We start from the raw sequence: 22436 nt of genomic DNA on the forward strand, positions 1-22436 counted from the left end.
GGGCAGCCCACCTCCCGAGCGTTTCACACCCCGCGCCGGGTCGCCTGCCGGGGGAGAACGGCTCCCGGCGGTGGTTCAGCCGGCGGTGCGGTGGCGGGCGCCGAAGCCGCTGTCCCAGGACCACATGTGCGTGCACGACGGGCACTGCAGATGCACCACGGGGCCCTGGTTGGAGAGCAAGTAGCGCCAGTGGTCGGGGCAGTTGCGGCCCGCGGCGCACGTGGCGCACTCGGCGTGGTCCTCGCAGCGGGGGCACGGGATCCAGGCCCGGCGGCCCGGGTCCGCGGAGGGATCAATCGGAAGCAGCACCGTCGTCCTTCCCGGTCTCCTCGCGGGCCGGCAGGACGCCGGCCGCGACGAGCATGCGGTGCACCGCCTCCTGCTCCTCGTCCAGGCCCGAGTACAGCAGCCGGTGCGCCTCGTCCTCGCCGCGCAGGACCTCGACGGGATCCCAGTCGTCGCCGAGGGCGGCGACGACCTCGGCGCGACGGGCCGTCTCGTGCTCGGTGAAGTCGAGCTCGAAGGTGTGGAGCTGGTCCGGGGAATCGTTGTGGTTCATGGTCGCTCGCCCGCTCCCGCGGCACTCGGGGGTGAATCAAACGTGTGTATCAAAATGCCGGACTTGCTGGGAAGCGTTCCCGCCCCGAATGTGACGCATTCCATGCTGGTGAGGGGCTGGTCAGGGACTGCTCAGGGGCGTTTGGCCAGCCCGCGCCGGACGGTCGCGAAGGGCCGGAAGGACTTGCGCGGGGCGGCGGGGCCGGGGGCGGTCCTGCGCGGTGTGCTCGCGGCCGCCGGGGCGGGGGCCGGGGCGGGCTCGGGCAGCGCGTGCACGACCCGGCCGAGCCGGCGGCCGAGGAGCAGGTAGCCGAGCAGGGCGCCCGTGGTGTTCATGATCACGTCGTCGACGTCGAAGGCCCGGCCCTGCACCACCGCGCCCTGCGCGAGCTCCACGAGGACCATGACCAGCCCGGTGGTCACCACGACCCGCAGGGCGCCGCGCGCCTTGGGGGCCAGCACCGGCAGCAGCACACCGAAGGGCATGCCCAGCAGCACGTTGCCGCCGACCTGCCGGACCGCGCCCGCCACCGTGTAGCGCTCGTAGTACTGGCGGAGCGAGGCCCCCGGGTGCAGATTGGCGTGCGCCAGGCCCTCGGAGGCGTACGAGGGGGAGAGCGTCGCGCGGGCGAGCACCGCCCCGAAGGCCACCATGGCGACGAACGCCACCGCCACCGCGGCCCAGCGGCCCACCGTCGCCAGCACCGAACGGCGCCTCGGCGCCGGTGCCTTGGCTGCCTTGGTCGGTTTGGCTGGCTTCGACGTTCTCCGACCCCACACTGACCGCACCACTGAGCCCCTCCTCCGGTCGTGACCCCGCCTTCGACGGATACCCCGGAAGCAGGGGAGGATTCTCCGGCCGGGGACGGTTTCCGGAGTGCGCGCGGCATGTGCGCGGCCGTCACAGCAGTTGGGCCCGCCGGCGCCCACCGCGCCACACGGGCGGCGGAGGAACCGGCGGGCCCGGACCCGGCATGACGATCCGTCAGCCGCGGTACCACTTCTGGTTCGAGGTGCCGTAGCAGGTCCACAGCTGGAGCTTCGTGCCGTTGGCGGTGCCCTTGTCGACGACGTCGACGCACTTGTCGGCGTGCGGGTTCACCAGGTCGCCGGCGCTGTTGAGCACGAACTGCTGGGCCCAGCCGCCGTTGCACTTGGCGAGCTGGACGGCCGTGCCGTTGTCGGTGGACGCCCAGGCCAGGTCCATGCACAGACCGAGGGAGTGGACCGAGCCGTCGGAGCGGAAGTCCCATTTCTGTGAGGCGCTGCCACCGCAGTCCCAGATCCGCAGGCGGCTGCCGTCGCGGCCGATGCCGTCCGCGGCGTTGGTGATGTCGATGCACCGCCCGGTGGCGGAGCTGCGGATGCGCACGCCGGGGGCCGAGACGCTCTGCTGTGTCTTGGTGGGCGTGGCGGTGGGCTTGGCGGGCGAACCGCCCGATCCGGAATTGGACTTGGTGCCGCCGCCGGTGCCCGAGCCGGTGGCGGAGCCGGACGAGCCCGAACCGCTCGTGCCCGAACCGCCCGTGCTGCCGCCGCCGGTCGTTCCGCCGCCGCCGGTGCCTCCGCCGCCCGTGGCCGTGCCGCCCGCGCCGCCGGTGCTGCCGCCGCCGCTGACGGTGCCGGTGGAGCCGCCGCCGGTGAAGACCGTGCCGGAGCCGCCGGCCGTGCCGTTCACCTGGCCGCGCGGACCGGAGTTCTGGGGGCCGGTGTTGCTGCCGGCGGAGTGCGACCCGGAGGGCGCGGACGGGTTCGATGCCGTGTCCTCCGGGGTGCCGGCGGACACGGAGGCGGCCGGCAGGCCGACGGCCACGGACGTGCTGCCGTCGGTGCCGTGATCGGGGAACAGGTCTATCTGCGCGAGTAGGGGAACCACCAGCACCGCGCAGCCCACGACGGCGGCCGCGGTGGCTGTCGCGGCCCATACCCGCTTGCCCGGCAGCAGCCCCCGGCGGGGCAGTGCGGGGCGCCGGGCGAACTGCTCGCTGAAGCGTTCGGGTGCTCCTTCGAGCACCTCGGGGTGCCGTGGCTCGGATGGGGACGGCACATCGTCTCCTGTCGTATCGGTGAGGCTGCCGGGAAGCATGGAGGCGCAGGTCCGCGCAACTTCTGCCGGAACATGCACAGTGAGCGAACGTCGTCTTAAGAGCCTCGCCGAATGATCGACCGTTCGCCAACCTCGTAAGTACAGCACGCCCTGGCGGGCGAAATCGTTCACCCCACCTGCTGGAACGAGTCGGTGCGCCAGGGCAGATGAGATCCTCCGGGAGCCGGCGCCGTGACCCCCGCACCACACGACGCGGAAGGGGGCGACGGGACCTCGCGGACCGCCTCCTTGCCGAGACCGAGGGCCTGCGACGCTACGTCGGCGGCCTGATGGGCGGTGATGTGCACACCGCCGAGGACGTTCTCCAGGAGACCCTGCTGCGGACCTGGCAGCGTGCCGGGCGCCTCGACTCCGACGGGCGGCCGATCCGCATGTGGCTCTTCCGCGTGGCCCGCAATCTCGCCCGGTCCTGGTCGGCGCGCTGCACGCGCTCGCCCCCGCGCACCGTGAAGTGGTGGTCCGCGTCCACGTCATGGGCCAGGAGGGCGAGGACGTCGCCGCGCAGCCGGGCGTCCCGCGGGGGACGGTCACGTCCCGCACCCACCACGGAGTCCGTGCCCTGCGGGCGGAGCCGGCACGGCGCGGCTACCGCGGCGCGGCGGCCTGAGCACCCGCTCGCGCGGCAGAACGCCGCGCTGACACCTTAACGGCGCCACGACCGCACCCCGTGGCGCCGTTGGGACATGTCGCAGCTGTGACACCGCAGGTCAGTGACATGCCCACCGCCACAGCAGATTCTGTCGGACAGCGCGTGACCCCCAGCTGTACGAAAGGTGCTTGGCTGATGGCATGGATCCGCCTGACGGCGGCAATATCGACAGGATTGCTGCTCGCCGCCGGAGGCGTACCGACCGCCTCCGCCCGGACGCCCCAGGACACCGCGGCGCGACCCGCCGGCGGCCCGGGCTCCCCGCCCGTGACCGTACGCCTGGTGACCGGCGACCGCGTGACGGTGACGCCGGCGGCCGACGGCCGCAGCGCCGCCTCGGTGGAGCCCGGCCCCGGTCGCGAGGGCATCGTGTTCCGCACGTACCAGGAGGACGGCGGCGACCTGACGGTGCTGCCGTCGGACGCCGCGGACCTGGTCTCCGCCGGGACGCTGGACCGGCGGCTGTTCGACGTCTCCACCCTGATCGCCCAGGGCTACGACGAGGCCCGCACCTCCGCGCTCCCGCTGATCGTCTCCGGCGCCCCGCGCGGCGGCGTCGCCCGGACGACGGCGAAGAGCGAGAAGGCCGCGGCCGCCGTCGCGGACCGGGTCGCCGCGTTCAACGAGGCGTCGGCCCCGGCACGGACCCTCGCCAGCATCGGGGCGCGGTCCCTGCGCGTCGCGGACGGCGACCTCGGCGCCTTCTGGAAGGCCTTGACCCCGGGCGACGCCCAGGGCACCGCCCGTGCCGCCGCGACCCCGCGGGTGTGGCTGGACGGCCGGGTCGCGCCGGTGCTGGACCGCAGCACGGCGCAGATCAACGCGCCGGCGGCGTGGCAGGCCGGGTACGAGGGCCAGGGCGTGAAGGTGGCCGTGCTGGACACCGGCGTGGACGCCGGCCACCCCGATCTGGCGGGCCGGATCGCGGAGTCGAAGGACTTCTCGGACAGCGGCAACACCGTGGACCACTTCGGGCACGGCACGCACGTGGCGTCGATCGTCGGCGGCACGGGCGCGGCGTCCTCCGGTTCCCGCAAGGGCGTGGCGCCGAAGGCGGAGCTGCTGATCGGCAAGGTGCTCGGTGACGACGGCTTCGGCTCGGAGTCGCAGGTCATCGACGGCATGGAGTGGGCGGCCGCCGAGCACGCCAAGGTCGTCAACATGAGCCTCGGTTCGGACGAGGAGACCGACGGCACCGACCCGATGAGCCAGGCCCTCAACACGCTCTCCGCCTCGGGCGACACCCTCTTCGTCGTCGCGGCGGGCAACGCGGGGGACAACGGCGAGTCCACCGTGGGCTCGCCGGGTGCGGCCGACGCCGCGCTCACGGTGGGCGCCGTGGACCGTGACGACTCCCTCGCCTCCTTCTCCAGCCGCGGCCCGCGCCTGGGCGACAAGGCCGTCAAGCCCGATGTGACGGCGCCGGGCGTCGGCATCGTCGCCGCGCGCGCCGCGGGGACCACGATGGGCGACCCGGTCGACGCGAACTACACCGCGGCGTCGGGTACCTCTATGGCGACCCCGCACGTGGCGGGCGCCGTCGCGCTGATCGCCCAGATGCACCCCGACTGGACCGGTCAGCAGTTGAAGGACGCGCTGACCAGCACCGCGCACACCGTTCCGGGCACGAAGGTGACCGAGCAGGGCGGCGGCCGGATCGACGTCGCCGCGGCCATGGGCGCGGTCACGGCCACCGGCAGTGTGCTGCTCCCCGCCGTCCAGGTGGGCAGTGGCAAGCAGCAGTCGGCGACCCTGCACTACACCAACACCGGTGACAAGGCGGTGGACCTGAAGCTGGGCGTGGCGCTGGCCAACTCCGACGGCGTGGCCCTGACGGCCGGTGTCGTCGCGCCCGGCGCGAGCACCGTGCACCTGGCCCCCGGAGCCTCCGCCGACGTGCCGCTGAGCACCGACGCGAAGGACGCCAGGCGCGGCGCCTACTACGGCTACGTCACCGCGACCGGCGCGGACGGCACCGTCCTCGCCCACACCACGCTCTCCCTGGTCGTGCACGCGCCGCTGCACCGGCTCACCGTGATCGCCCGCGACCGCGCGGGCAAGGTGCTGCCGGGCTGGATGCCGACGATCTGGGGCCAGGACGGCTTCGTCTCGTACACCAGCGCCGACCCCGCGGTCGCGATCGTCGAGGAGGGCACCTACCAGGTCGACTTCAGCACCCTGGACAGGGCCTCGGACGGCCAGGAACTGGTCGAGGTGATCAACCCGCAGGTGAAGGTGGCCAAGGACACCACGGTGACGCTGGACGCCTCCAAGGTCACCCCGGTGCAGATCCGCACGCCCCGGCCCGCCGAGCAGCGCGGGATCCTCAGCTACCAGACGTACCGGCGCATCGAGGGCCACGGCCTGATCCAGGGCGTGATGTTCTTCGACGTCGCCAAGCGCATCTACGTCAGCCCGACCGCCCAGGTCACCGACGGCACCTTCGAGTTCGCCTCGCGCTGGCAGATGACGGCACCGCAGTTGCGGGCGAAGGTGTCCGGCACCTCGGCGCCCTTCGCCCCGTACTACCTGCCGAGCTCTCCGGTCTTCGACGACAAGGGCGTCCGGCTGACCGCGGTGGACGCCGGTGCGGGCACCGCCGCGGACCTCAAGGCCGCCCACGTGCGCGGGAAGCTCGCCGTCGTCCGCTACGACTTCGGCAACGACCGCGAACTGGCGAAGGCCGCCGCGGACGCCGGGGCCAAGGCGCTGATGCTCGTCATGCCCGAGGGCTTCTACCCCTGGACGCGCTGGGCGCCGGAGGGCGACCGCCTCGCACTGCCGATCATGCGCGCCGGCTTCCAGGAGGGCACCGACCTGCTGGCGCGCGCCGGCAAGCGCACCACCACGGTGGACTTCTCCGGCACGGTGAAGAGCCCCTACCTGTACGACGTGCTGCAGGTGTCCCAGCAGCGTGTGCCCGACAAGGTGGTGTACACCGTCGACGAACGCAACAGCGCGGTGGTGAAGGCCTCCTACACCCGCACCGGCGCCTCGGCCTGGGCGAGCGAGCAGCGTTTCGGCTGGCGCCCCTACCAGGACTTCGCCTGGAACCAGTACAGCCGCGACGTGCCGGCGGGACAGCAGCGCATCGAGTACGTGACGGCCGGTGACACGCTGTGGAGCCACACCGTGCACCACGACACCGTCTTCGACCGTGACATCGAGCTGGGCGTCGGCATGCAGGACGCCGCCCACACCTACAGGCCCGGACAGCACGCCGCGGAGCAGTGGTTCGCGGGGCCGGTGCGCCCGTCGATCCCGCACGGTGTGACGGGCTGGCCGGGTTCGGTGCGCAACGGGGACACCCTGTCCCTGTACATTCCGGAATTCACCGACTCCCAGTCCGGCCACTGGTCGTTCGCGGAGGCCAGCTCGCTGGGTGGCGGTGTCGGCACCGGTGCCGCGGTCTCCGCGGTGGGCGACCCGAACGACGTGGCCCGCGCCGAGGTGTACCGCAACGGCCGGCTCGTGGCGCAGTCCGACACCGGGGCCTGGGGCGGATTCGAGGTGCCCGCGGGCAAGGCCGGCTACCGGCTGGACCTGACCACCGCCCGCACCTCCGCCGACTGGCAGTTCGGCACCGGCACCAGGACGTCCTGGACGTTCACCTCGGACACCGCGGCGACGGCCACGCTGCTGCCGCTGCTCCAGGTCGACTGCAACGCGCCCGTGGACGTCCGCAACGCGGTGGACGCACGGCGGTCGCACACGCTGGGTCTGGACGTGCGGATGCCGGACGGTCTGGCCGCCCCGCGCGGGGTCACGCTGACGCTGGAGACGTCGTACGACGACGGCAGGACCTGGCACCGGGCCCGCACCGCGCAGCACGGCGGCACGCACTTCACCGCCGCGGTCGAGCGCCCGTCGGGTGTGCGCGGGGACGCGTACGTCAGCCTGCGGGTGACGGCGGCGGACGCGGCGGGCAACTCCGTGCGGCAGACGGTCGACCGCGCGTACCTGCACCGCGGCCCCTCCTCGGGGCGGTGACGCCGGCCTCGCGGAACGGCTGAACGACGGCGGGTGCCCGGGCGGAAGCCCCGGGCACCCGCTGTTTGCTTGCCCGGTGGTGGCTCGCGGTGCAAACTTCAACGGGCCGTTCCGCTTATGAGGGCCGGCAGCGGCGAGGGAGGGGCACGGCATGCTGGAGGCGGCAGGTCTCACGGCGATCGAGGAGACGGTGTACCGGCTCCTGGTCGGGACCGCGACCGCGTCGGCGCAGGAGGTCGCCGACCGGACCGGACTCCCGCGCGACTCCGTCGAGGACGTCCTCGACGCCCTGCGCGGCAAGGGACTCGCCAGCCCCACCGACCGTGATCCGCTGCACTACGCCGCCGTACCGCCCGACGTGGCGCTGCTGCCGCGGCTTCAGCGCAACGCGGACGCGCTCGACAAGGCCCGTACCGCCGTCACCGACCTGCTCGACAGCTACCGCAGCACCCGCCGCAGGCACGACCCCGGCCAGCTCATCGAGGTCATCACCGGGGCGGAGGCGCTGCGCCAGCACCTGCGGCAGATGCAGGACAACGCGCGCCACGAGATGCTCTGGTTCTGCAAGGCGCAGTACGTGGCGATGCCCTCGGGCAGCAACCGCGCGGAGTACGACGCCCTCGCCCGCGGGGTGCGCTACCGCGTCCTGTACGAGCAGGCCTTCTTCGACGACGAGGGCGCCGTCGACAACGTCGTGGAGGGGGTGCGCGCCGGCGAGGTCGCCCGGTCGGTCCCGCACCTTCCGCTGCGGCTCGCGGTCGCCGACCGGGCCATCGCCATCTGCCCGTTGGTGCCCGGCGGGCCCCAGGGCAGTCCCAGTGTGGCGACGGCCGCTCTCGTGCGCGGCAGCAGTCTGCTGGAGGCGCTCATCTCGCTCTTCGAGCGCTACTGGGAGACCGCGGTCCCGCTGAACGTCAGCGCCTCCGGCGGGGTCGAGGGAAGCGACGGGGTCGTCGACGCGGATCCGCTCACCGAGACCGACCGGCGGCTGCTCTCGCTGCTCGTGGCGGGTGTCGCCGACAAGGCCATCGCCAGTCAGATGGGGTTGAGCAGGCGCACCGTGCAGCGCCACATCCAGCACATGATGACGCTCGCGGGTGCCGACACGCGGATGCAGCTCGCCTGGCAGGCCGCCCGCCGCGGTTGGCTCTGAGTCGCGCCGCCCTCAGGTGACCTGACGGATCATCAGTTACGCGGGGCGGGTCCCCGCCGGTCGCCGGGGAAGCAGCCGGGTGGCGGGCCCGGCACCCCCACCACTGGCCAGAGCTTTCCGCCCTCGTCGCGGACCCGGCCGGTTGGTGGGACGCTGGACGTATGAGTACCCGCCTACCAGCGGGTTCCGTGGAGCAGGCTGCCCTGCCGTCCTGGTCGCCCATGCTGGCGGTGGCCGGTCCGCTGCCCGGGCCGGAGGACGAGGCGCAGTACGGGTTCGAGCCGCTCTTCAACGGTGCCCGAGTTCTTGTCCATCTGCCGGGGGACGGCCGGGTTCGGCTGATCTCCGGGATCGGCCAGGACGTCACGAGCGTGTATCCCGAGCTGCAGCAGCTGCCCGACGTGCTGCCACCGGGGCTGGTCGCCGTGCTCGACGGCGAGATCATCACCCTGGGCAAGCACGGCGGTCCGTCCATGGAACGGCTCCAGCGGCGGATGAGCCTGCGGCACCCGGCGGCCGTGGAACAGGCGGCCGCGGACATGCCGGCCCGGCTGATGGTCTACGACATCCTCCACCTGGGGGAGCCGGTCCTGCACTCCCCGTACACCGCACGCCGTGCCCTGCTGGACGACCTGGACATGTCCGGCCCCTTCGTCGCCGTCCCGCCCTACTGGCCGGCCATGGCGGCGGAAGCGCTGCAGCACATCCGGCAGGAGGGGTACGACGGGATCGTGGCGAAGCGGCTGACCAGTCCCTATCTGCCGGGGCGGCGCAGCCGCGACTGGATCAAGATCAAGAATCTGCATCCGGACGAGACCCGCTGACCCGTTCCGGCCGCCGCTCGCGCTGCCCGTCGCCGCTGCCTGTTCGCACAGCCGGCTGCCCCGCCGGCGCGGGCCGGCCCGTCCGGACGTCGTTTCCCCTCTCCCCCCTCTCTCTGTGATCCCGCCGCTCCCGTGCGTTCCGGCGTGCGTACGGGACGCTCCCGCACGCCTCCGATTTGTGACCGCCGCGGGCGCGTGGCCCGCTGCTCCCGGGGTAATGGCCGTGCGACCGCCGGGGTACACGTATCCCGCAGCAGCCGATGGGCCGATGGGAAGAGGACACAGGGACATGGCGCATGACGTCGCACAGATCGTCCGCAAGGCCGTCGCCGAATGTGCGGGCGTGACGGTGGACGAGGTGAGCGCCGAGTCCACCTTCGGCGGGCTCCGCCTGGGGGACCGGGGCAAGCAGCGGGCGGCCGACGCCGTCGAGCGCAAGGTGGGGGTCATGCTGCTGGCCGCCGAGGTCGAGCGGATGGGGACGGTGGGCGACCTCGTCGACACTGTCTCGGAGAAGCTCTCCGAGCAACTCTCCTCAGGCTGATCGCGCACTCTCGGTAGTCGTGACGCTGTGTCGCCGGTGTGAACCGTGTGCGTCCGGCGGTCCTGAGGCGGCGCCCAAATCCCTTCATGAACAAGGGATTTGGGCTGCGGACGGCACGTCAGAAGGAGCCGTTCCCACCCCTCGAAAAGCATGTTTATTTGTCCGAGTTCGCGTAATTTGTCGGAAACCTTTGACTCTGGGCCACGAACGTGCCTACGGTGCAAATGGGACGCTTCCAACTAGGCACATCGGATACGGCGTTCCACACCAGTGATGGTGTGCCCCGTCCCAAGGACCCGGGCACATCCCGGTCGCACCGGAATCACGCGCACGAAGCCGGTGCGGCGGCGACCAGTCCTTATGGTCGCACCCCTAAACGTTCACACCTCAAAGGGAACGACATGCGCGCGAACAAGAACACCACTCGCAGGATTGTCGCAGCGGCCTTTGTTGCTCCGCTGCTGGCATTCGCCGGAGCGTCCGCGGCAAGTGCGGCCACGCCGCATGAGTCAGCCACGCAGCAGGCAGTCGTCGCGCACGGCGGCTGGGGCGGCGGCTGGGGCGGCGGTGGCTGGGGCCACGGCGGCTGGGGCGGCTGGGGCGGCTACGGTGGCTGGGGCCACGGCGGCTGGGGCGGCTGGGGCGGTGGCTGGGGCCACGGCTACGGCGGCTATGGCGGCTGGGGCGGCTACGGCTTCTACCGCTGAGGTCTGACGATCGGAGCAGACCGAGCAACGCAGTGACAGTACGGCAGGGCCGTCACCTCGCAGGAGGTGGCGGCCCTGCCACGTCCGGTGAGCGCCGGCACTAAGGGAACGTGTGGAAGACCCCGTCGGGGTCGTACTTCGCGCGCAGTTCGCCGAGCCGCGCCCAGTCGGCCGCCCGGTACGACCTGCGGGCGTGCGATGCGTCCGCCGACAGGTCCGCCTCACCGATGTAGTGCCCGGTCCCCAGCGGGGCGACCGACGCCGTCGCCTCGCGCTGCCAGCGGACGTTGGCCTCGTCCCGTGACGGATCGTCCCAGATCGCGTACGGCGCGACTTTGGCGTCGCCCAGAACGCCGAACGCCATGTTCCGCAGCAGCTCCGGGTTCCGCGAGGCCGGGGCGAGCGGCGCCAGGACAAGGGACTTCGCCGAGGGCGCGCGGCCGAGCGCGTCGCCGAGCCGGGTCAGCAGCGTGCCCAGGTCGGCCCGGGACCACAGCGAGTCGACCGCGTAGCGGTGCCCCTCCGGCCAGGCCGCCGCGGCCCGCGCGTACAGGGCCTCCATGGACGTGGGCTCCGCGACGGCCCGGTGCAGCGGGGCGGTGCTGAGCGGCGCGCGCGCCAGCGGCGCCAGCGCCCGGGCCGCCTCGTCGTGCGAGCCGGCGAACGCGGTACCGGTCAGCGAGACGACCACCTCACCGGAGCCGGGATCGGTCAGCAGGACGAACGCGACCTCCACGTTCGGCGGCAGTTCCTCGGCGGCGTCGGCGATCCAGTCGGTGAGGCTCTCGACCTCCCCGAGGTGGCACACGTACGAGGTCGCGGCGATCGCCGCCGGGAGGGGCCGCAGTGCCAGCCGGAAGGCGGTCACGACGGCGAAGAACCCCGGTCCCGCGCCGCGCGCCGCCCAGAACAGGTCGGCGTTCTCCCGCTCGTCGCAGCGCACGACCTCGCCCTCCGCGGTGACGACCTCGATCGCCCGCACGCTCGCGCACGCGGGGCCCCACTCACCGGAGTTCCAGCCGAGGCCGCCGCCGAGCAGGTAGCCGCCGAGGGCGACCGCGGGGGCGTGGCCGGTGGGGAAGGCGAAGCCGGCGCCCGCGAGGATGCGCGTGAGTTCCGCGGACCGGATCCCGGGTTCCACGGTCGCGGTGGCCTGCCCGGGGCCGACGGTGCAGCGCCGCAGGGCCGACAGGTCCAGCAGCATGCCGCCGTCGCGCAGGGGCGTGCCGCACCAGCTGTGGCCGCCGGTGCGGACCGCGACCCGCAGGCCCTCGGCACGGGCCAGCGCGATGGCCGCCGGCACGTCGCGCACGGTCGCGGCGCGGACGATCACCTCGGGGTGGCGCCGCGGCTGGTACCCGTTCCACAGACGGCTCGCGCGGACGTCCTCGTAGCCGGCGTCGCCCCTGCGGACGATCGCCCCTTCGACGCCCGGAACCCGTACGGGATCGCTCATGACGACCTCCTGGCCGCCGTCAGGCGGTGTGGCGCATGCGTCGTCCCAGGCTAACCGCAGGCCCCGCGGGCCGCCCGCGGCCGCACCGGCCGCGGGCCCCGGGGCAGGGCCCGGGCAGCCGCGGCCGCGGCGCGGGATCAGCCGGTGAGCCGGTCGATCTGGCGGATCTTGTTGGTCGCGTCCAGCGCGGCCACCTTGTATGACTCGGCGAGCGTCGGGTAGTTGAACACGGCGTCCACCAGGTAGTCGACCGTGCCGCCGCAGCCCATCACGGCCTGCCCGATGTGCAGCAGCTCGGTCGCCCCGGAGCCGAAGCAGTGCACGCCGAGCAGCGTGCGGTCCTCGGGCGACACCAGCAGCTTGAGCATGCCGTGCGAGTCGCCGATGATCTGGCCGCGGGCCAGCTCGCGGTAGCGCGAGATCCCCACCTCGAACGGCACGTTGTCGTCGGTCAGCTGGTCCTCGGTACGGCCGACGAAGCTGATCTCGGGAATGGTGTAGATGCCGATCGGCTGGAGGCCGCGCATCGCGTTCACCGGCTCCTCGCACGCGTGGTACGCGGCGGCCCGGCCCTGTTCCATGGAGGTGGCGGCCAGCGCGGGGAAGCCGATCACGTCGCCCACCGCGTAGATGTGCGGCACGGCGGTCCGGTAGTGCTCGTCGACGGCTATCCGGCCGCGCTTGTCCGCGGTCAGCCCCGCCTTGCCGAGGTCGAGTTCCTCGGTGAGGCCCTGCCGGCCCGCCGAGTACATCACGGTGTCCGCGGGGATCTTCTTGCCGCTCGCCAGCAGGGTCAGCGCGCCGGTGGCGTGCCGCTCGACGGCCGCCACGGTCTCGCCGAAGCGGAAGGTCACCGCCAGGTCCCGCAGGTGGTACTTGAGCGACTCGACGACCTCGACGTCGCAGAAGTCCAGCATGCCGTCGCGCTGCTCGACCACCGTCACCTTGGTGCCGAGCGCGGCGAACATCGAGGCGTACTCGATGCCGATGACCCCGGCGCCGACGATCACCATCGAGCGGGGGACCCGCTCCAGGTTCAGCACGCTGTCGGAGTCCATGACCGTGCGGTCGTCGAACTCCACGCTGGCCGGCCGGGCCGGCCGGGTGCCCGTCGCGATCACGATGTGCGCCGCCGTCACGAGCGAGTCCTGGCCGGAGGCGTCGCGCACGGCGACGGTGTGCTCGTCCACGAAGCGGCCGGTGCCCGGCAGCATCGTGACGCGGTTGCGGGCCAGCTGGCTGCGGATCACGTCCACCTCACGGCTCACCACGTGCTGGGTGCGCGCGGTGAGGTCGGCGACGGTGATGTCCTCCTTGAGGCGGTAGCTCTGCCCGTACATGTCGCGCTGGGTCAGGCCGGTGAGGTACAGCACCGCCTCACGCAGGGTCTTGGACGGAATGGTGCCGGTGTGGATGGAGACGCCGCCCAGCATGTCCGGGCGGTCGACGATGGCGACCCGGCGGCCGAGCTTGGCCGCGGCGATGGCGGCCTTCTGGCCGCCCGGGCCGGATCCGATGACGAGCAGGTCGAATTCGGTCACGGGCCGAGTCTGACAGGGGGCGATGCCCCGGGGAAAGAGAGGTCCCGGACCGGCGGCCTCAGCGGGCGTCGTCGGCGGTGACGACCTCGGTGATGCCGCGCGCGGCCAGATGCACCGGGTCCTGGGCGAGTTCGGCCAGGACGAGGGCCGGCCGCACCCCGCGGGCGGTGAGGGCCGCCCAGGCCTCGAAGACCTCGCCCCCGGGGGCGCAGGTGGCGCGGCGCGGAGCCGTCCCGGGATCGCCGACGTCCACGACGAGCGCGGTGGTGCGCGGGAGCGGGACCGGCGCCGAACGCAGTTCGGCGGCCGCGCGGGCGACGGCGGCGCCGACCGGTTTCACCCGGCGGTCGTTGGTGAGCAGGCCGAGCGTGTACTCCAGCTCAGGGAAGTCGGCGAGGCTCCGCGCGACGTCGTGGGAGCACCACCAGGTGATGCCCCACAGATCGGTGCAGTCCAGCGCGTTGGCGATGGTGGCCGACGCGAAGGCCGCCGCGTGGTCCGGCGGGATCAGCGGCGCGGGCGCGCCGACCTCCTGGAGCCAGACCGGACGGTGCGGGTCGGTGGCCCACGCCTTGGAGAGTTCGACGAGGTAGGCGGCATGGTGCTCGGTGGCGACGCCCGCGTGGCCGTGGCGCTGCGCGGTGCCGTTGAAGACCCAGGAGTGCACGGCCGTGGCGAAGCCGAGGCGGGCGGCCTGACCGGGGGTGAACGCGTGGTCGTCCTGGTACCAGGCGGCGTCGTACTCGGCGTGCAGATGCAGCTTGCCGGGGGCGCCGCGCTCGCACGCGTCGAGCATCAGGCGCAGCCACGCCTCGGCCTGCGCGGGGCCGATCCGGTCGGGGTCCGGGTGCGGCGGTCCGGAGAACTGGTTGATCTCGTTGCCGACCGTCATGCCGAGGAAGTTGGGCCGGTCGGCGAGGGCCGCGGCCAGGGTGCGCAGGTACTCGGCCTCCGCCGCGACGACGTCGGGGTCGGTGAAGATGTTCCGGCGGTGCCACGTGCCGGTCCAGGCGGGCAGGAAGTCGAAGCTGGACAGGTGGCCCTGCAGCCCGTCGACGTTGACGTCCAGGCCGCGCTCGGCGGCGGCGTCGGCGAGCGCGACCAGCTGCTCGACCGCCCGCGGCCGGATCAGCGCGCGGTTGGGCTGGAACAGCGGCCACAGCGGGAACACCCGGATGTGGTCCAGACCCAGACCGGCGATGGAGTCGAGGTCGGCGCGGACCGCGTCGAGGTCGAAGTCCAGCCAGTGGTGGAACCAGCCCTGACTCGGGGTGTAGTTGACGCCCAGACGCGGGGTCATGGCGGCTCCAGGTGGCGAAGGGCGGGCGCGGCGGCACGCCGGGGCTGTCGGGCGGGCGGGGGAGAGCCGTGCCTCGACCGGCTTCGGCCGGGGGGCCGGCCGCCGGCGCCCACGCCAAACTCGCATCGCTCCCCCGGCAAAGTCAACTCAACGCGGGCAAAGGCTTTTTGGCCGAGGGAAACCGCAGGTCATGCCGCAGGTGAAGAAATTGAGCAGGGACTGCTAATGCGCTTTAGAGGCAATCCGCTCAAGCGCTATAGCAACGCGTGGTGTTCCCCTGGTGGATACTGGCACCCCACAACGGGAACACGCGGCGGAGAACGGCGGGAGGTACCCGATGACGGCGGAACCGGTGCCCCCGGGCCGCGCCGACCGGCGCCCGTCGGCACGCCGCCCCACGATGAAGGACATCGCCCGCCGGGCGGGCGTGTCCGAGAGCGCGGTCTCCTTCGCCCTCAACGACCGGCCGGGAGTGTCCGACGCCACGCGCCGCCGCGTCCGTGCCGTCGCCGAGCAACTGGGCTGGCGGGCCAGCACCGCCGCTCGCGCGCTGTCGGGGGAGGGCGCCGCCACGGTCGGCCTGGTGCTGGCCCGTCCGGCGAACACCCTCGGGCTCGAGTCGTTCTTCCTGCAACTCGTCTCGGGCCTCCAGGAAGTGCTGTCGGCACGCCAACTCGGCCTGCTCTTCCGCGTGGTGGAGGACGGCACGGAGGAGTGCGCCGTCTACCGCAGGTGGTGGGCCGAGCAGCGGGTCGACGGGGTCGTCGTGGTCGACCCGCACGCCGGCGACCCGCGCCCCGAACTCCTGGACTCCCTCGGCCTGCCCGCCGTCGTCATCGGCACCACGCCGGACGGCGCCGCAGAGCACCCCGGGATCTCCACCGTGTGGGCCGACGACACCGCCGCGATGGCCGCGATCGCCCGCCACCTCCACGCCCTCGGCCACCGCCGTGTCGTCCACGTCGCGGGCCTGCCGCACCTGGCGCACACCGCCCGCCGCATCGCCTCACTGCGGGCCGAGGCCGCCCGCCTCGGGCTGACCGCGGCCCGCTCGGTCACCACGGACTACTCCGGCGACCAGGGCGCGGAGGTCACCCACCGCGTGCTGGCCGGGGCCGATCCGCCCACGGCGATCGTCTACGACAACGACGTGATGGCGGTCGCGGGGGCGGCCGTCGCCGCCCGGCGCGGGCTGTCCGTACCGGGCGACCTGTCGCTCGTCGCCTTCGACGACTCCCCGCTGTGCCGGGCCACGCACCCGCCGCTGACGGCGCTGGTACGGGACACGCCGGGGGTGGGGCGGCATGCGGCGGGGGAGTTGCTGGCGCTGCTGGATGGGGGGAGCGCGCGGCGGTCGCAGGTGCCGACGCCGACGCTTTGCCCGCGCGGGAGCACGGGCCCGCGTCCGCTGTAGACCCGTTTCTCCCCCGCCCGCCCTCCCGTGTGCCCGGCAAGGTCCGGGCGCCCCGACGCGCGTTGTTGGGGGGCCGGGTGCGGGCCCTCCGGGGCTGCCATTCTGGACAGCACATTTAGGTGCCTCAGGTACCCGACTTGATCACTCCGGGTTGTGCACCCAAATATGCTCCAGTGTCCAGAACGCCACCCCTACGACCCCGCCCCCTCCGTCTCGTATCGCGCCTGATCCCCGGTGGGTGGTGTGAAGCGGCACCGTGCTCGGGCACCTGTTGGCGCCGCGCCAACGACATGCTCCGCCGTCACCGCCTACAGACACCCCACCGGCCGTCAGTCGCCCCAACCGGCCCGGGAGGGGGTGTGGCGGGGTGCGCCCGGAAGCGACGAGCGGTGACCGCGGTACACGGATTGCAGGCGTAACCCGCGAGCGCTGAGGACGTACCCCGGCGCGGCGCCGACCCCACAACGCACGCAGCGGGGGCCGCACTTACCGCGCCGGGCACTCGGGCGGGAGGGCGGGGGAGAAACCCAGGGCGTCAGGCGCGGACACGCGCCCGCGCACCCGGACCGGGGCGGCGATCGACCTCGTCGCCGGAGGCGACCACATGCCCGTCCTCGCACATCAGCGCCACCCGCACGGGCGCCCCGCACCCGTGGTGCGTCGCCAGCAGGGACGGGCCCTCCGGGTCCGCGAGGTACTTGTCGCCCCAATTGCGCAGCGCCGTGATCAGGGGGTAGAGGTCCTTCCCCATCGGGGTGAGCACGTACTCCGAGCGCCGGCGCGTCCCCGGTTCCTGGTAGTCGCGCATTTCCAGCACGCCGCGTTCGACCAGGCCGTTGAGCCGGTCGCTGAGGACCGAGCGGGACACGCCCAGATGGTTCTGCATGTCGCTGAACCGCCGGATCCCGCGAGAGACCTCGCGCAGGATCAGCAGCACCCACGGCTGGCCGAGGAGATCGACGGCGCGGCCCACCGAGCAGTTGGAGGTGTCCTGGTCCAGGTAGTCCATGCGGTGAATCCTATCTGAGTTCTGCAGAAGAACTTAGACATGGTAGCGTACGACCCCACGGCTGGGTTCGAGAGTCGTACTCAGCTGAGGAGGGAACACGCTCATGACACCCCCGACCGCCACCGGCGCGTCCGTCGCACCGCCCGTCACACAGCCCACCGCCGCCCGGCAGAGCCGGCGGCAATGGATCGGATTCGTCGTCGCCAGCCTCGGCCAGATGGCGATGTTCGTGAACATCACGCAGACCGCGGCGGTTCTCGCGCCCCTCCAGCAGGATCTGCACGTATCCGGTTCGGCGCTCGTCTGGATCGCCGGCATCTACTCGATGATGGTCGCGAGCTTCGTGCTCTCCGCCGGCACCGTCGGCGACATCCTGGGACGCCGCCGCGTCTTCGCCCTCGGCATGGTGCTCCTGGGCGCGGGAAGCCTCGTGGTGTTCCTGGCGTCCGGCGCCGGGACGGTCATCGTGGGCCAGGCGCTCATGGGCATCGGCGGCGCGGCGATCCTGCCCAACAGCCTTTCCCTGGTCACCCACATGTTCCCGGACCCGCACGAGCGCACCCGGGCGGTCGGCATCTGGGTGGCCGTGTCCGGCATCGGGCTCGCCTTCGGTCCCGTGGCGGCCGGCCTGATCCTGGAGCGCTTCTCCTGGAACGCGGTGTTCCTGGTCAACGTGGTGCTCGCGGTGGTCGTGCTGATCCTCACGCCGCGCTTCGTCACCGAGAGCAAGCAGCCGGGCCGGCACCTCGACCCGCCGGGCCTGGTGCTGGGCGTGATCGCCATCGCCGCGCTCAACTACGGCCTGGTCGAAGGCGGTCACAGCGGATACGGGGCCTGGCAGGCGACAGGGGCGTTCGTGCTCGCCGCCGTCGCGGTGGCCGCCTTCATCGTGCAGGAGTCGCGTACCCGCACGCCGATGCTCAACCTGCGGCTGTTCCGCAACCGCACCTTCGCCACGGCCAACGTCGTCGCCATGATCGGCCAGTACTCGTTCGTGGCCGTCGCCCTCGCGCAGGTGCTGTACTTCGAGCGCGTCCGGCACGAGACGATCCTCCACGCGGGACTGCTGCTCCTGCCGGTGATGATCGCGTACGTGCTGGTCAGTTACGTGGCCGCCGCGATAGCCCGCCGCGTCGGCTTCAAGACGACCCTCGTCACCGGAACCGTGCTCGCCGCGGTCGCCGCCCTGCTGATGACCGCGCAGTCCGCCACCACGTCGATCACCGTCATCGGGGTGGAACTGGCCCTGTTCGGTGCCGGAGCCGGGCTCATCCTGCCGCCCGGCACCGCTGTGGCGGTCATCAGCGTGCCGCACACCGACGGCGGCATGGCCAGCGGAACGGTCAACCTCTTCCGCCAGGTCGGCAGCACCCTCGGTGCGACGGTCACCGGCACCGTCCTCACCAGCGGCCTCGCCTCCCGGCTGCCCGACGCGCTCACCGAGCGCGGCACCCCGTCCGCGGTCACCGGCCAGGTGGTCGAGGCGGTCGCCAGCGGCTCCTCGGGGGCGGGCCTGCCCGCGAACCTGCGGGCCACCGTGGACTCCGCGGTCGGCGCCGCCTTCTCCGGCGCGCTGCACGTGGCCGTCGTCATCCCGGGTGTCGCCATCGCCGCGGCGGCCGTCGCGGCCGCCACACTGGTGCGCAACCGTCCCACCCCGCAGCAGCACTGATCCCGTCGCCCCGTCCGCGGGCGGACCAGGAGCCCGCCGTGCCCGAAGCAGCCCAGCCCGACGCCGCCCTCGCCCCGGAGAACTCGGGGGCCTTCCTCCGCGCCGTCGGCCTGCGGTTCGACTCCGCCTCCCCGACCGAGGTCCGCGGTCACGTGGACGTGACCGCGGAGCACCACACCCCGTAGGGCATCACGGTCATCGAGAGCGCGGCCAGTGTGGGGGCGTCGCTCGCGGTGCGGTCCCGGGGCCAGTTCGCGGTCGGGGTTGGCAACCAGACCGACTTCCTGCGCTCGCACGTCGCCGGGCGCCTCGACGTGGTCGCCACACCCCTCCAGCAGGGCCGGAGCCTGCAACTGTGGCTCGTGGAGATCGCGGACGAGGCCGGCACGCCCATCGCCCGCGGCCAGGTGCGGCTGTTCAACCGCGACCTGCCCGGTCACTGACCGGCGGTGTCCGTCAGACCGGTGACCCGCATGGTGATGTTCAGCCGCCCGGCCGTGAGGCCGGTGGCCGGGTCACCGGTCCCGGGCAGGATCCTCGTCACCCCGTGGTACGCGAAACGCGACGGCCCGCCGAAGACGAACAGGTCTCCCGAGGCCAGCTCCAGATCGGTCCAGGGGCGGTTGCGGTTCTCGGTGTTGCCGAAGCGGAAGACGCAGCTGTCGCCGATGGTCAGCGACACCACGGGGGCGCCGGAGCGCTCGTCCTTGTCCTGGTGCATGCCCATCCGGGCGTCGGCGTCGTAGAAGTTGACCAGAGCGGTGTCCGGCGCGTAGCCGTCGCCGGCCGCCGCGTCCTGATACGCGTCCACCAGCGCCCGGCGGCCCATCTCGGCCAGCCAGCCGGGGAATTCCGCGACCCGGGCACCGTTCACGTCACCCGCCGTCCGTGTGTAGCGGTACGGCTGCCAGTGCCAGCCGACACAGACCGTCCGCACCGACATCACTCCGCCTTGCGGCAGTCTCGTGTGCCGCATGGGAACCGGTCCGGTGGCCCAGGCGCGGCAGGCGGTCACGAGCCGGCGCTGCTCGTCGAGGTCCAGCCAGCCGGGTACGTGCACCGCGCCCGGTGCGAGCTCCAGCCGGGGGCGGGGGATCAGCGCGCTCATGTCGTGCCTCCGGTGTCCCGGACGACCCAGCCGCGGTCGAAGCGCCAGACGCCGCCATCGGCCGCCGCCGCGCGCAGTCCCTGGAGCGCCGCCGCGCCGGTCGCGGCCGCGACACGGGGATCGCCGAGCGCGGCGAAGCCGACCGTGCGGGCGGGGTCCCAGCCGGTGCTGTGCCGCAGCCGGCGGACGAGCTGGGCCCAGCCGCGGGGGGCCGCGGCGACCGCCCAGGCGTCGGGCGCGTCCGCGGTCAGCCGCAGGGCCGGCCGCAGCCAGGAGGCCGCCGCCTCGGGCCAGTCCACGACGGCGGCGATCTCGCGGCCCGCCGTGCGCCACGCGGCCGCGAAGGCCGCCGCGGCATCGCGCGAGGCCGCGTCGCGGCTGTGCCCCACCGCCACGACCCGCGCACCGCCCAGCAGCCCGAGCACAGCGGCGAGTTCCTCCGCCGTGTGAGCCGCGGGCGCCGCCGCTCCCTCCAGCGCGGCCAGGTCGCCGGCCGCGAGCAGCGGCGAGGATGGCGTCCCGCTGTCGGAGAGGTACGGCAGTGCCATGGTGTCGGGGTCCCGGTTCGCTCGGCTCGCCTTCCATTGTGCGTACTGCCGCGGCAGGCAGCGTGCGCAGGGCCGGTGGCCGGCCGCCACCGCCGTCGCCTCGTCGGCGAAGAACACCCGCTCCCGTACGTAGCCGCCGCGGGCCAGCGCCCGCAGCGCGCTCGGGCAGTCCAGCCTGCCGTAGAGGCGGCCGCGCCGGTGCCCGCCGAGGGCGCCGGGCGTGGTGCTGCGGTACGGCAGCCCGTCCGGTCCGGTCAGCGTGTACGTCCTGGCGGGGCGGGAGCCGGTCACCGACGGCCTCCGAGGATGCCCCGGACTTCAGGCCGGGGAGGAATCGGACTCCCTGCGGAGCGGGGCAGGAACGTCGGTTCGGCTCCAGGGAGAAACCGCACGGACACGTAGGGTGAGATCGCTCTCGTGCGTTGCGAGAGCCAAGCGCGTACGCCGTGCTGATCGCAACCCGGCTGGTGTTGATCGTGGAAGACCTGTCGGGTCGCTGACCTGCAGGCGGCGTGAGCCAGGAATCCCCCTGCTTCAGCTGGGGGAGGATTCAAGTCGCGTCGTGGAGGACCAGCCCCAGCGTGTGCCGGCGGCCGGAGCGGACGGTGCTCACGCCGTGCCGCATGGGGCCGGCCGACCAGCCGCGTGCGGTGCGGACGGGGCGGTCGCGGGTGGTGAACACCAGGGCGTGGCCCTGGGGGAGGGCGACGGCGGAGCCCCGGGACTGGGCGCGCGCCCGCTGCTCGGTCATCAGGAACTCGCCGCCGGTGTAGTCCCCGGCGGGCTCGTCCAGGCCGATCACGACCTGGAGCGGGAAGACCAGCTCCCCGTAGAGGTCCTGGTGCAGCGCGTTCCAGTCGCCCGGGCCGTAGCGCAGCAGGATCGGCGTCGGCCGCCGCTGGCCCGCCGCGTGGCACATCGCCAGCCACTCCTGAAGGGTGTCCGGCCAGGGCGCGGGACGGCCCAGCCGCGCCGCCCAGCCGCGCCGCCCAGTCGCGGGCGACGGGCAGCAGGCGCGGGTAGAACGCCTCGCGCAACTCCCGTACGAGCTCCGGGAGCGGGTGGGCGAAGTAGCGGTACTGGCCGGAACCGAAGCGGTGCCGGGCCATGTCGACGGTCGAGCGGAAGCGCGCCGGCTCGTCGTAGAGGCCGGCCACCGCGCGGCACTCGGCGGGGGTGAGGACGCGGTCGGCGGTCAGGGCGCTGCCGTGCGCGTCGAGCTCATCCGCGAGCGCGGGCCAGTCGGCGGCGGCGACCCGCGCGGGAACGGCCGCCGGGGCGTGGGTGGTGGGGGTCATGCGGTCCTCCCGTTCAGCCGGCGCGGTGGCCGGACTCCAGCGCCAGCAGGTGCTCCTTGCGGGCCATGCCCCCGGCGTAGCCGGTCAGCGCGCCGCTGGAGGCGATCACGCGGTGGCACGGCCGGACGACCAGCAGGGGGTTGCGGCCGATCGCGGCGCCCACCGCGCGGGACGAACTGCGCGGGATGCCGCAGCGCTCCGCGACGTCGGCGTAGGAGAGGGTCGTGCCGTAGTCGATGCCCTCCAGCGCCTTCCACACCTGCTGCTGGAACGGGGTTCCGGCCGCGGTGAACTCGATGTCGAAGCGGGTCAGTTCGCCCGCGAAGTACGCCGTGAGCTGGTCGAGGATCCCGGCGAACGCGGCCCGGTCCTCGCGCCAGCCGGGCGCGGGGGAGGTGACGCCGCCCTTCTGCCCGGGAACGGACAGCGAGGTGAGCGCCGTGCCGCCCTCGGCGGTCGCCGACTCCTCGCCGACGAGCAGGAGTTCGCCGAGCGGGCTGGGTGTCGTGGTGTAGACCGTCATCGGTCCGGTCCTTCCGTCGTTCGTGCGGTACGGCT

General features: G+C 73.2%; 21 protein-coding genes and 2 pseudogenes. 11 read left to right on the plus strand and 12 right to left on the minus strand.

Annotated features, from left to right (window positions below):
* Nucleotides 1–75: 75 nt before the first annotated feature.
* From ACIP9H_RS18195 to ACIP9H_RS18210, 4 genes are all read right to left on the minus strand, one after another.
* Nucleotides 76–306, minus strand: a complete 231-nt coding sequence (locus ACIP9H_RS18195) for a hypothetical protein (protein ID WP_401587316.1) — start codon at nt 304–306, stop codon at nt 76–78.
* Nucleotides 293–559: a DUF6400 family protein gene (locus tag ACIP9H_RS18200; RefSeq protein ID WP_360909340.1), complete on the minus strand. Its 267-nt coding sequence runs from the start codon at nt 557–559 to the stop codon at nt 293–295. The genes ACIP9H_RS18195 and ACIP9H_RS18200 overlap by 14 nt, the downstream gene beginning before the upstream one ends.
* A gap of 131 nt (nt 560–690) precedes the next feature.
* Nucleotides 691–1263: a VanZ family protein gene (locus ACIP9H_RS18205; protein ID WP_401586713.1), complete on the minus strand. Its 573-nt coding sequence runs from the start codon at nt 1261–1263 to the stop codon at nt 691–693.
* Nucleotides 1264–1543: 280 nt separating this feature from the next.
* Nucleotides 1544–2605 carry a ricin-type beta-trefoil lectin domain protein gene (locus tag ACIP9H_RS18210; protein WP_401586715.1) on the minus strand — a complete coding sequence of 354 codons (1062 nt, stop codon included), beginning with the start codon at nt 2603–2605 and terminating at the stop codon, nt 1544–1546.
* A gap of 329 nt (nt 2606–2934) precedes the next feature.
* Here ACIP9H_RS18210 and ACIP9H_RS18215 point away from each other — a divergent pair.
* The 7 genes and pseudogenes from ACIP9H_RS18215 to ACIP9H_RS18245 form a co-directional block, all read left to right on the plus strand.
* Nucleotides 2935–3018: pseudogene (locus ACIP9H_RS18215) on the plus strand (sigma factor); the annotation flags it as partial.
* Between the two features lie 20 nt (nt 3019–3038).
* On the plus strand, nt 3039–3272 hold the full coding sequence (locus tag ACIP9H_RS18220; RefSeq protein WP_401586718.1) for a sigma factor-like helix-turn-helix DNA-binding protein: 234 nt from the start codon (nt 3039–3041) through the stop codon (nt 3270–3272).
* Nucleotides 3273–3449: 177 nt separating this feature from the next.
* On the plus strand, nt 3450–7304 hold the full coding sequence (locus ACIP9H_RS18225; RefSeq protein ID WP_401586721.1) for a S8 family serine peptidase: 3855 nt from the start codon (nt 3450–3452) through the stop codon (nt 7302–7304).
* 151 nt (nt 7305–7455) lie between these two features.
* Nucleotides 7456–8457 carry a helix-turn-helix domain-containing protein gene (locus ACIP9H_RS18230; RefSeq protein ID WP_401586724.1) on the plus strand — a complete coding sequence of 334 codons (1002 nt, stop codon included), beginning with the start codon at nt 7456–7458 and terminating at the stop codon, nt 8455–8457.
* 161 nt (nt 8458–8618) lie between these two features.
* Nucleotides 8619–9281, plus strand: a complete 663-nt coding sequence (locus tag ACIP9H_RS18235) for a hypothetical protein (protein ID WP_401959772.1) — start codon at nt 8619–8621, stop codon at nt 9279–9281.
* Between the two features lie 289 nt (nt 9282–9570).
* A complete protein-coding gene (locus tag ACIP9H_RS18240; protein WP_360909327.1) occupies nt 9571–9825 on the plus strand; it encodes a hypothetical protein in 255 nt (84 codons plus the stop codon).
* 401 nt (nt 9826–10226) lie between these two features.
* Nucleotides 10227–10532 carry a hypothetical protein gene (locus tag ACIP9H_RS18245; protein WP_360909325.1) on the plus strand — a complete coding sequence of 102 codons (306 nt, stop codon included), beginning with the start codon at nt 10227–10229 and terminating at the stop codon, nt 10530–10532.
* A gap of 100 nt (nt 10533–10632) precedes the next feature.
* On the opposite strand, the gene ACIP9H_RS18250 is transcribed toward ACIP9H_RS18245, so the two are convergent.
* The 3 genes from ACIP9H_RS18250 to ACIP9H_RS18260 form a co-directional block, all read right to left on the minus strand.
* On the minus strand, nt 10633–11988 hold the full coding sequence (locus tag ACIP9H_RS18250) for an FAD-binding oxidoreductase (protein ID WP_401586730.1): 1356 nt from the start codon (nt 11986–11988) through the stop codon (nt 10633–10635).
* A 137-nt stretch (nt 11989–12125) separates the two neighbouring features.
* Nucleotides 12126–13529: a Si-specific NAD(P)(+) transhydrogenase gene (sthA, locus tag ACIP9H_RS18255; protein ID WP_401586733.1), complete on the minus strand. Its 1404-nt coding sequence runs from the start codon at nt 13527–13529 to the stop codon at nt 12126–12128.
* Nucleotides 13530–13587: 58 nt separating this feature from the next.
* Nucleotides 13588–14829, minus strand: coding sequence for a glycosyl hydrolase (locus ACIP9H_RS18260; RefSeq protein ID WP_401586736.1), 1242 nt, complete (start codon nt 14827–14829; stop codon nt 13588–13590).
* A gap of 337 nt (nt 14830–15166) precedes the next feature.
* On the opposite strand from ACIP9H_RS18260, the gene ACIP9H_RS18265 reads away from it, so the two are divergent.
* The gene (locus ACIP9H_RS18265) at nt 15167–16243 is read left to right on the plus strand and encodes a LacI family DNA-binding transcriptional regulator (RefSeq protein ID WP_401586739.1); all 1077 of its coding nucleotides are present in this window, start codon (nt 15167–15169) and stop codon (nt 16241–16243) included.
* 535 nt (nt 16244–16778) lie between these two features.
* On the opposite strand, the gene ACIP9H_RS18270 is transcribed toward ACIP9H_RS18265, so the two are convergent.
* A complete protein-coding gene (locus ACIP9H_RS18270; protein WP_401586741.1) occupies nt 16779–17252 on the minus strand; it encodes a winged helix-turn-helix transcriptional regulator in 474 nt (157 codons plus the stop codon).
* A gap of 103 nt (nt 17253–17355) precedes the next feature.
* Between ACIP9H_RS18270 and ACIP9H_RS18275 the strand changes: the two genes are divergently transcribed.
* The 3 genes from ACIP9H_RS18275 to ACIP9H_RS18285 are packed head-to-tail and all read left to right on the plus strand — an operon-like array spanning nt 17356 to nt 19367.
* Nucleotides 17356–18924 (plus strand): MFS transporter, encoded by a 1569-nt coding sequence (locus ACIP9H_RS18275; RefSeq protein WP_401586744.1) that lies wholly within the window; start codon nt 17356–17358, stop codon nt 18922–18924.
* A gap of 38 nt (nt 18925–18962) precedes the next feature.
* Nucleotides 18963–19109: a hypothetical protein gene (locus ACIP9H_RS18280; RefSeq protein ID WP_401586747.1), complete on the plus strand. Its 147-nt coding sequence runs from the start codon at nt 18963–18965 to the stop codon at nt 19107–19109.
* Nucleotides 19110–19121: 12 nt separating this feature from the next.
* The gene (locus ACIP9H_RS18285) at nt 19122–19367 is read left to right on the plus strand and encodes a PaaI family thioesterase (RefSeq protein WP_401587318.1); all 246 of its coding nucleotides are present in this window, start codon (nt 19122–19124) and stop codon (nt 19365–19367) included.
* On the opposite strand, the gene ACIP9H_RS18290 is transcribed toward ACIP9H_RS18285, so the two are convergent.
* The 4 genes and pseudogenes from ACIP9H_RS18290 to ACIP9H_RS18305 all read right to left on the minus strand — a co-directional run bounded on the left by ACIP9H_RS18290 (nt 19361) and on the right by ACIP9H_RS18305 (nt 22401).
* Nucleotides 19361–20032 (minus strand): alpha-ketoglutarate-dependent dioxygenase AlkB family protein, encoded by a 672-nt coding sequence (locus ACIP9H_RS18290; protein ID WP_401586750.1) that lies wholly within the window; start codon nt 20030–20032, stop codon nt 19361–19363. The genes ACIP9H_RS18285 and ACIP9H_RS18290 overlap by 7 nt on opposite strands.
* On the minus strand, nt 20029–20871 hold the full coding sequence (locus ACIP9H_RS18295) for an ABC transporter substrate-binding protein (protein WP_401586753.1): 843 nt from the start codon (nt 20869–20871) through the stop codon (nt 20029–20031). The genes ACIP9H_RS18290 and ACIP9H_RS18295 overlap by 4 nt, the downstream gene beginning before the upstream one ends.
* A 259-nt stretch (nt 20872–21130) precedes the next feature.
* Nucleotides 21131–21878 (minus strand): annotated as a pseudogene (locus tag ACIP9H_RS18300) (2OG-Fe(II) oxygenase).
* A 13-nt stretch (nt 21879–21891) separates the two neighbouring features.
* Nucleotides 21892–22401, minus strand: coding sequence for a methylated-DNA--[protein]-cysteine S-methyltransferase (locus ACIP9H_RS18305; protein ID WP_401959774.1), 510 nt, complete (start codon nt 22399–22401; stop codon nt 21892–21894).
* Between the last annotated feature and the right edge of the window lie 35 nt (nt 22402–22436).

This window comes from Streptomyces sp. NPDC088732, assembly GCF_044751205.1.
Lineage (GTDB): Bacteria > Actinomycetota > Actinomycetes > Streptomycetales > Streptomycetaceae > Actinacidiphila.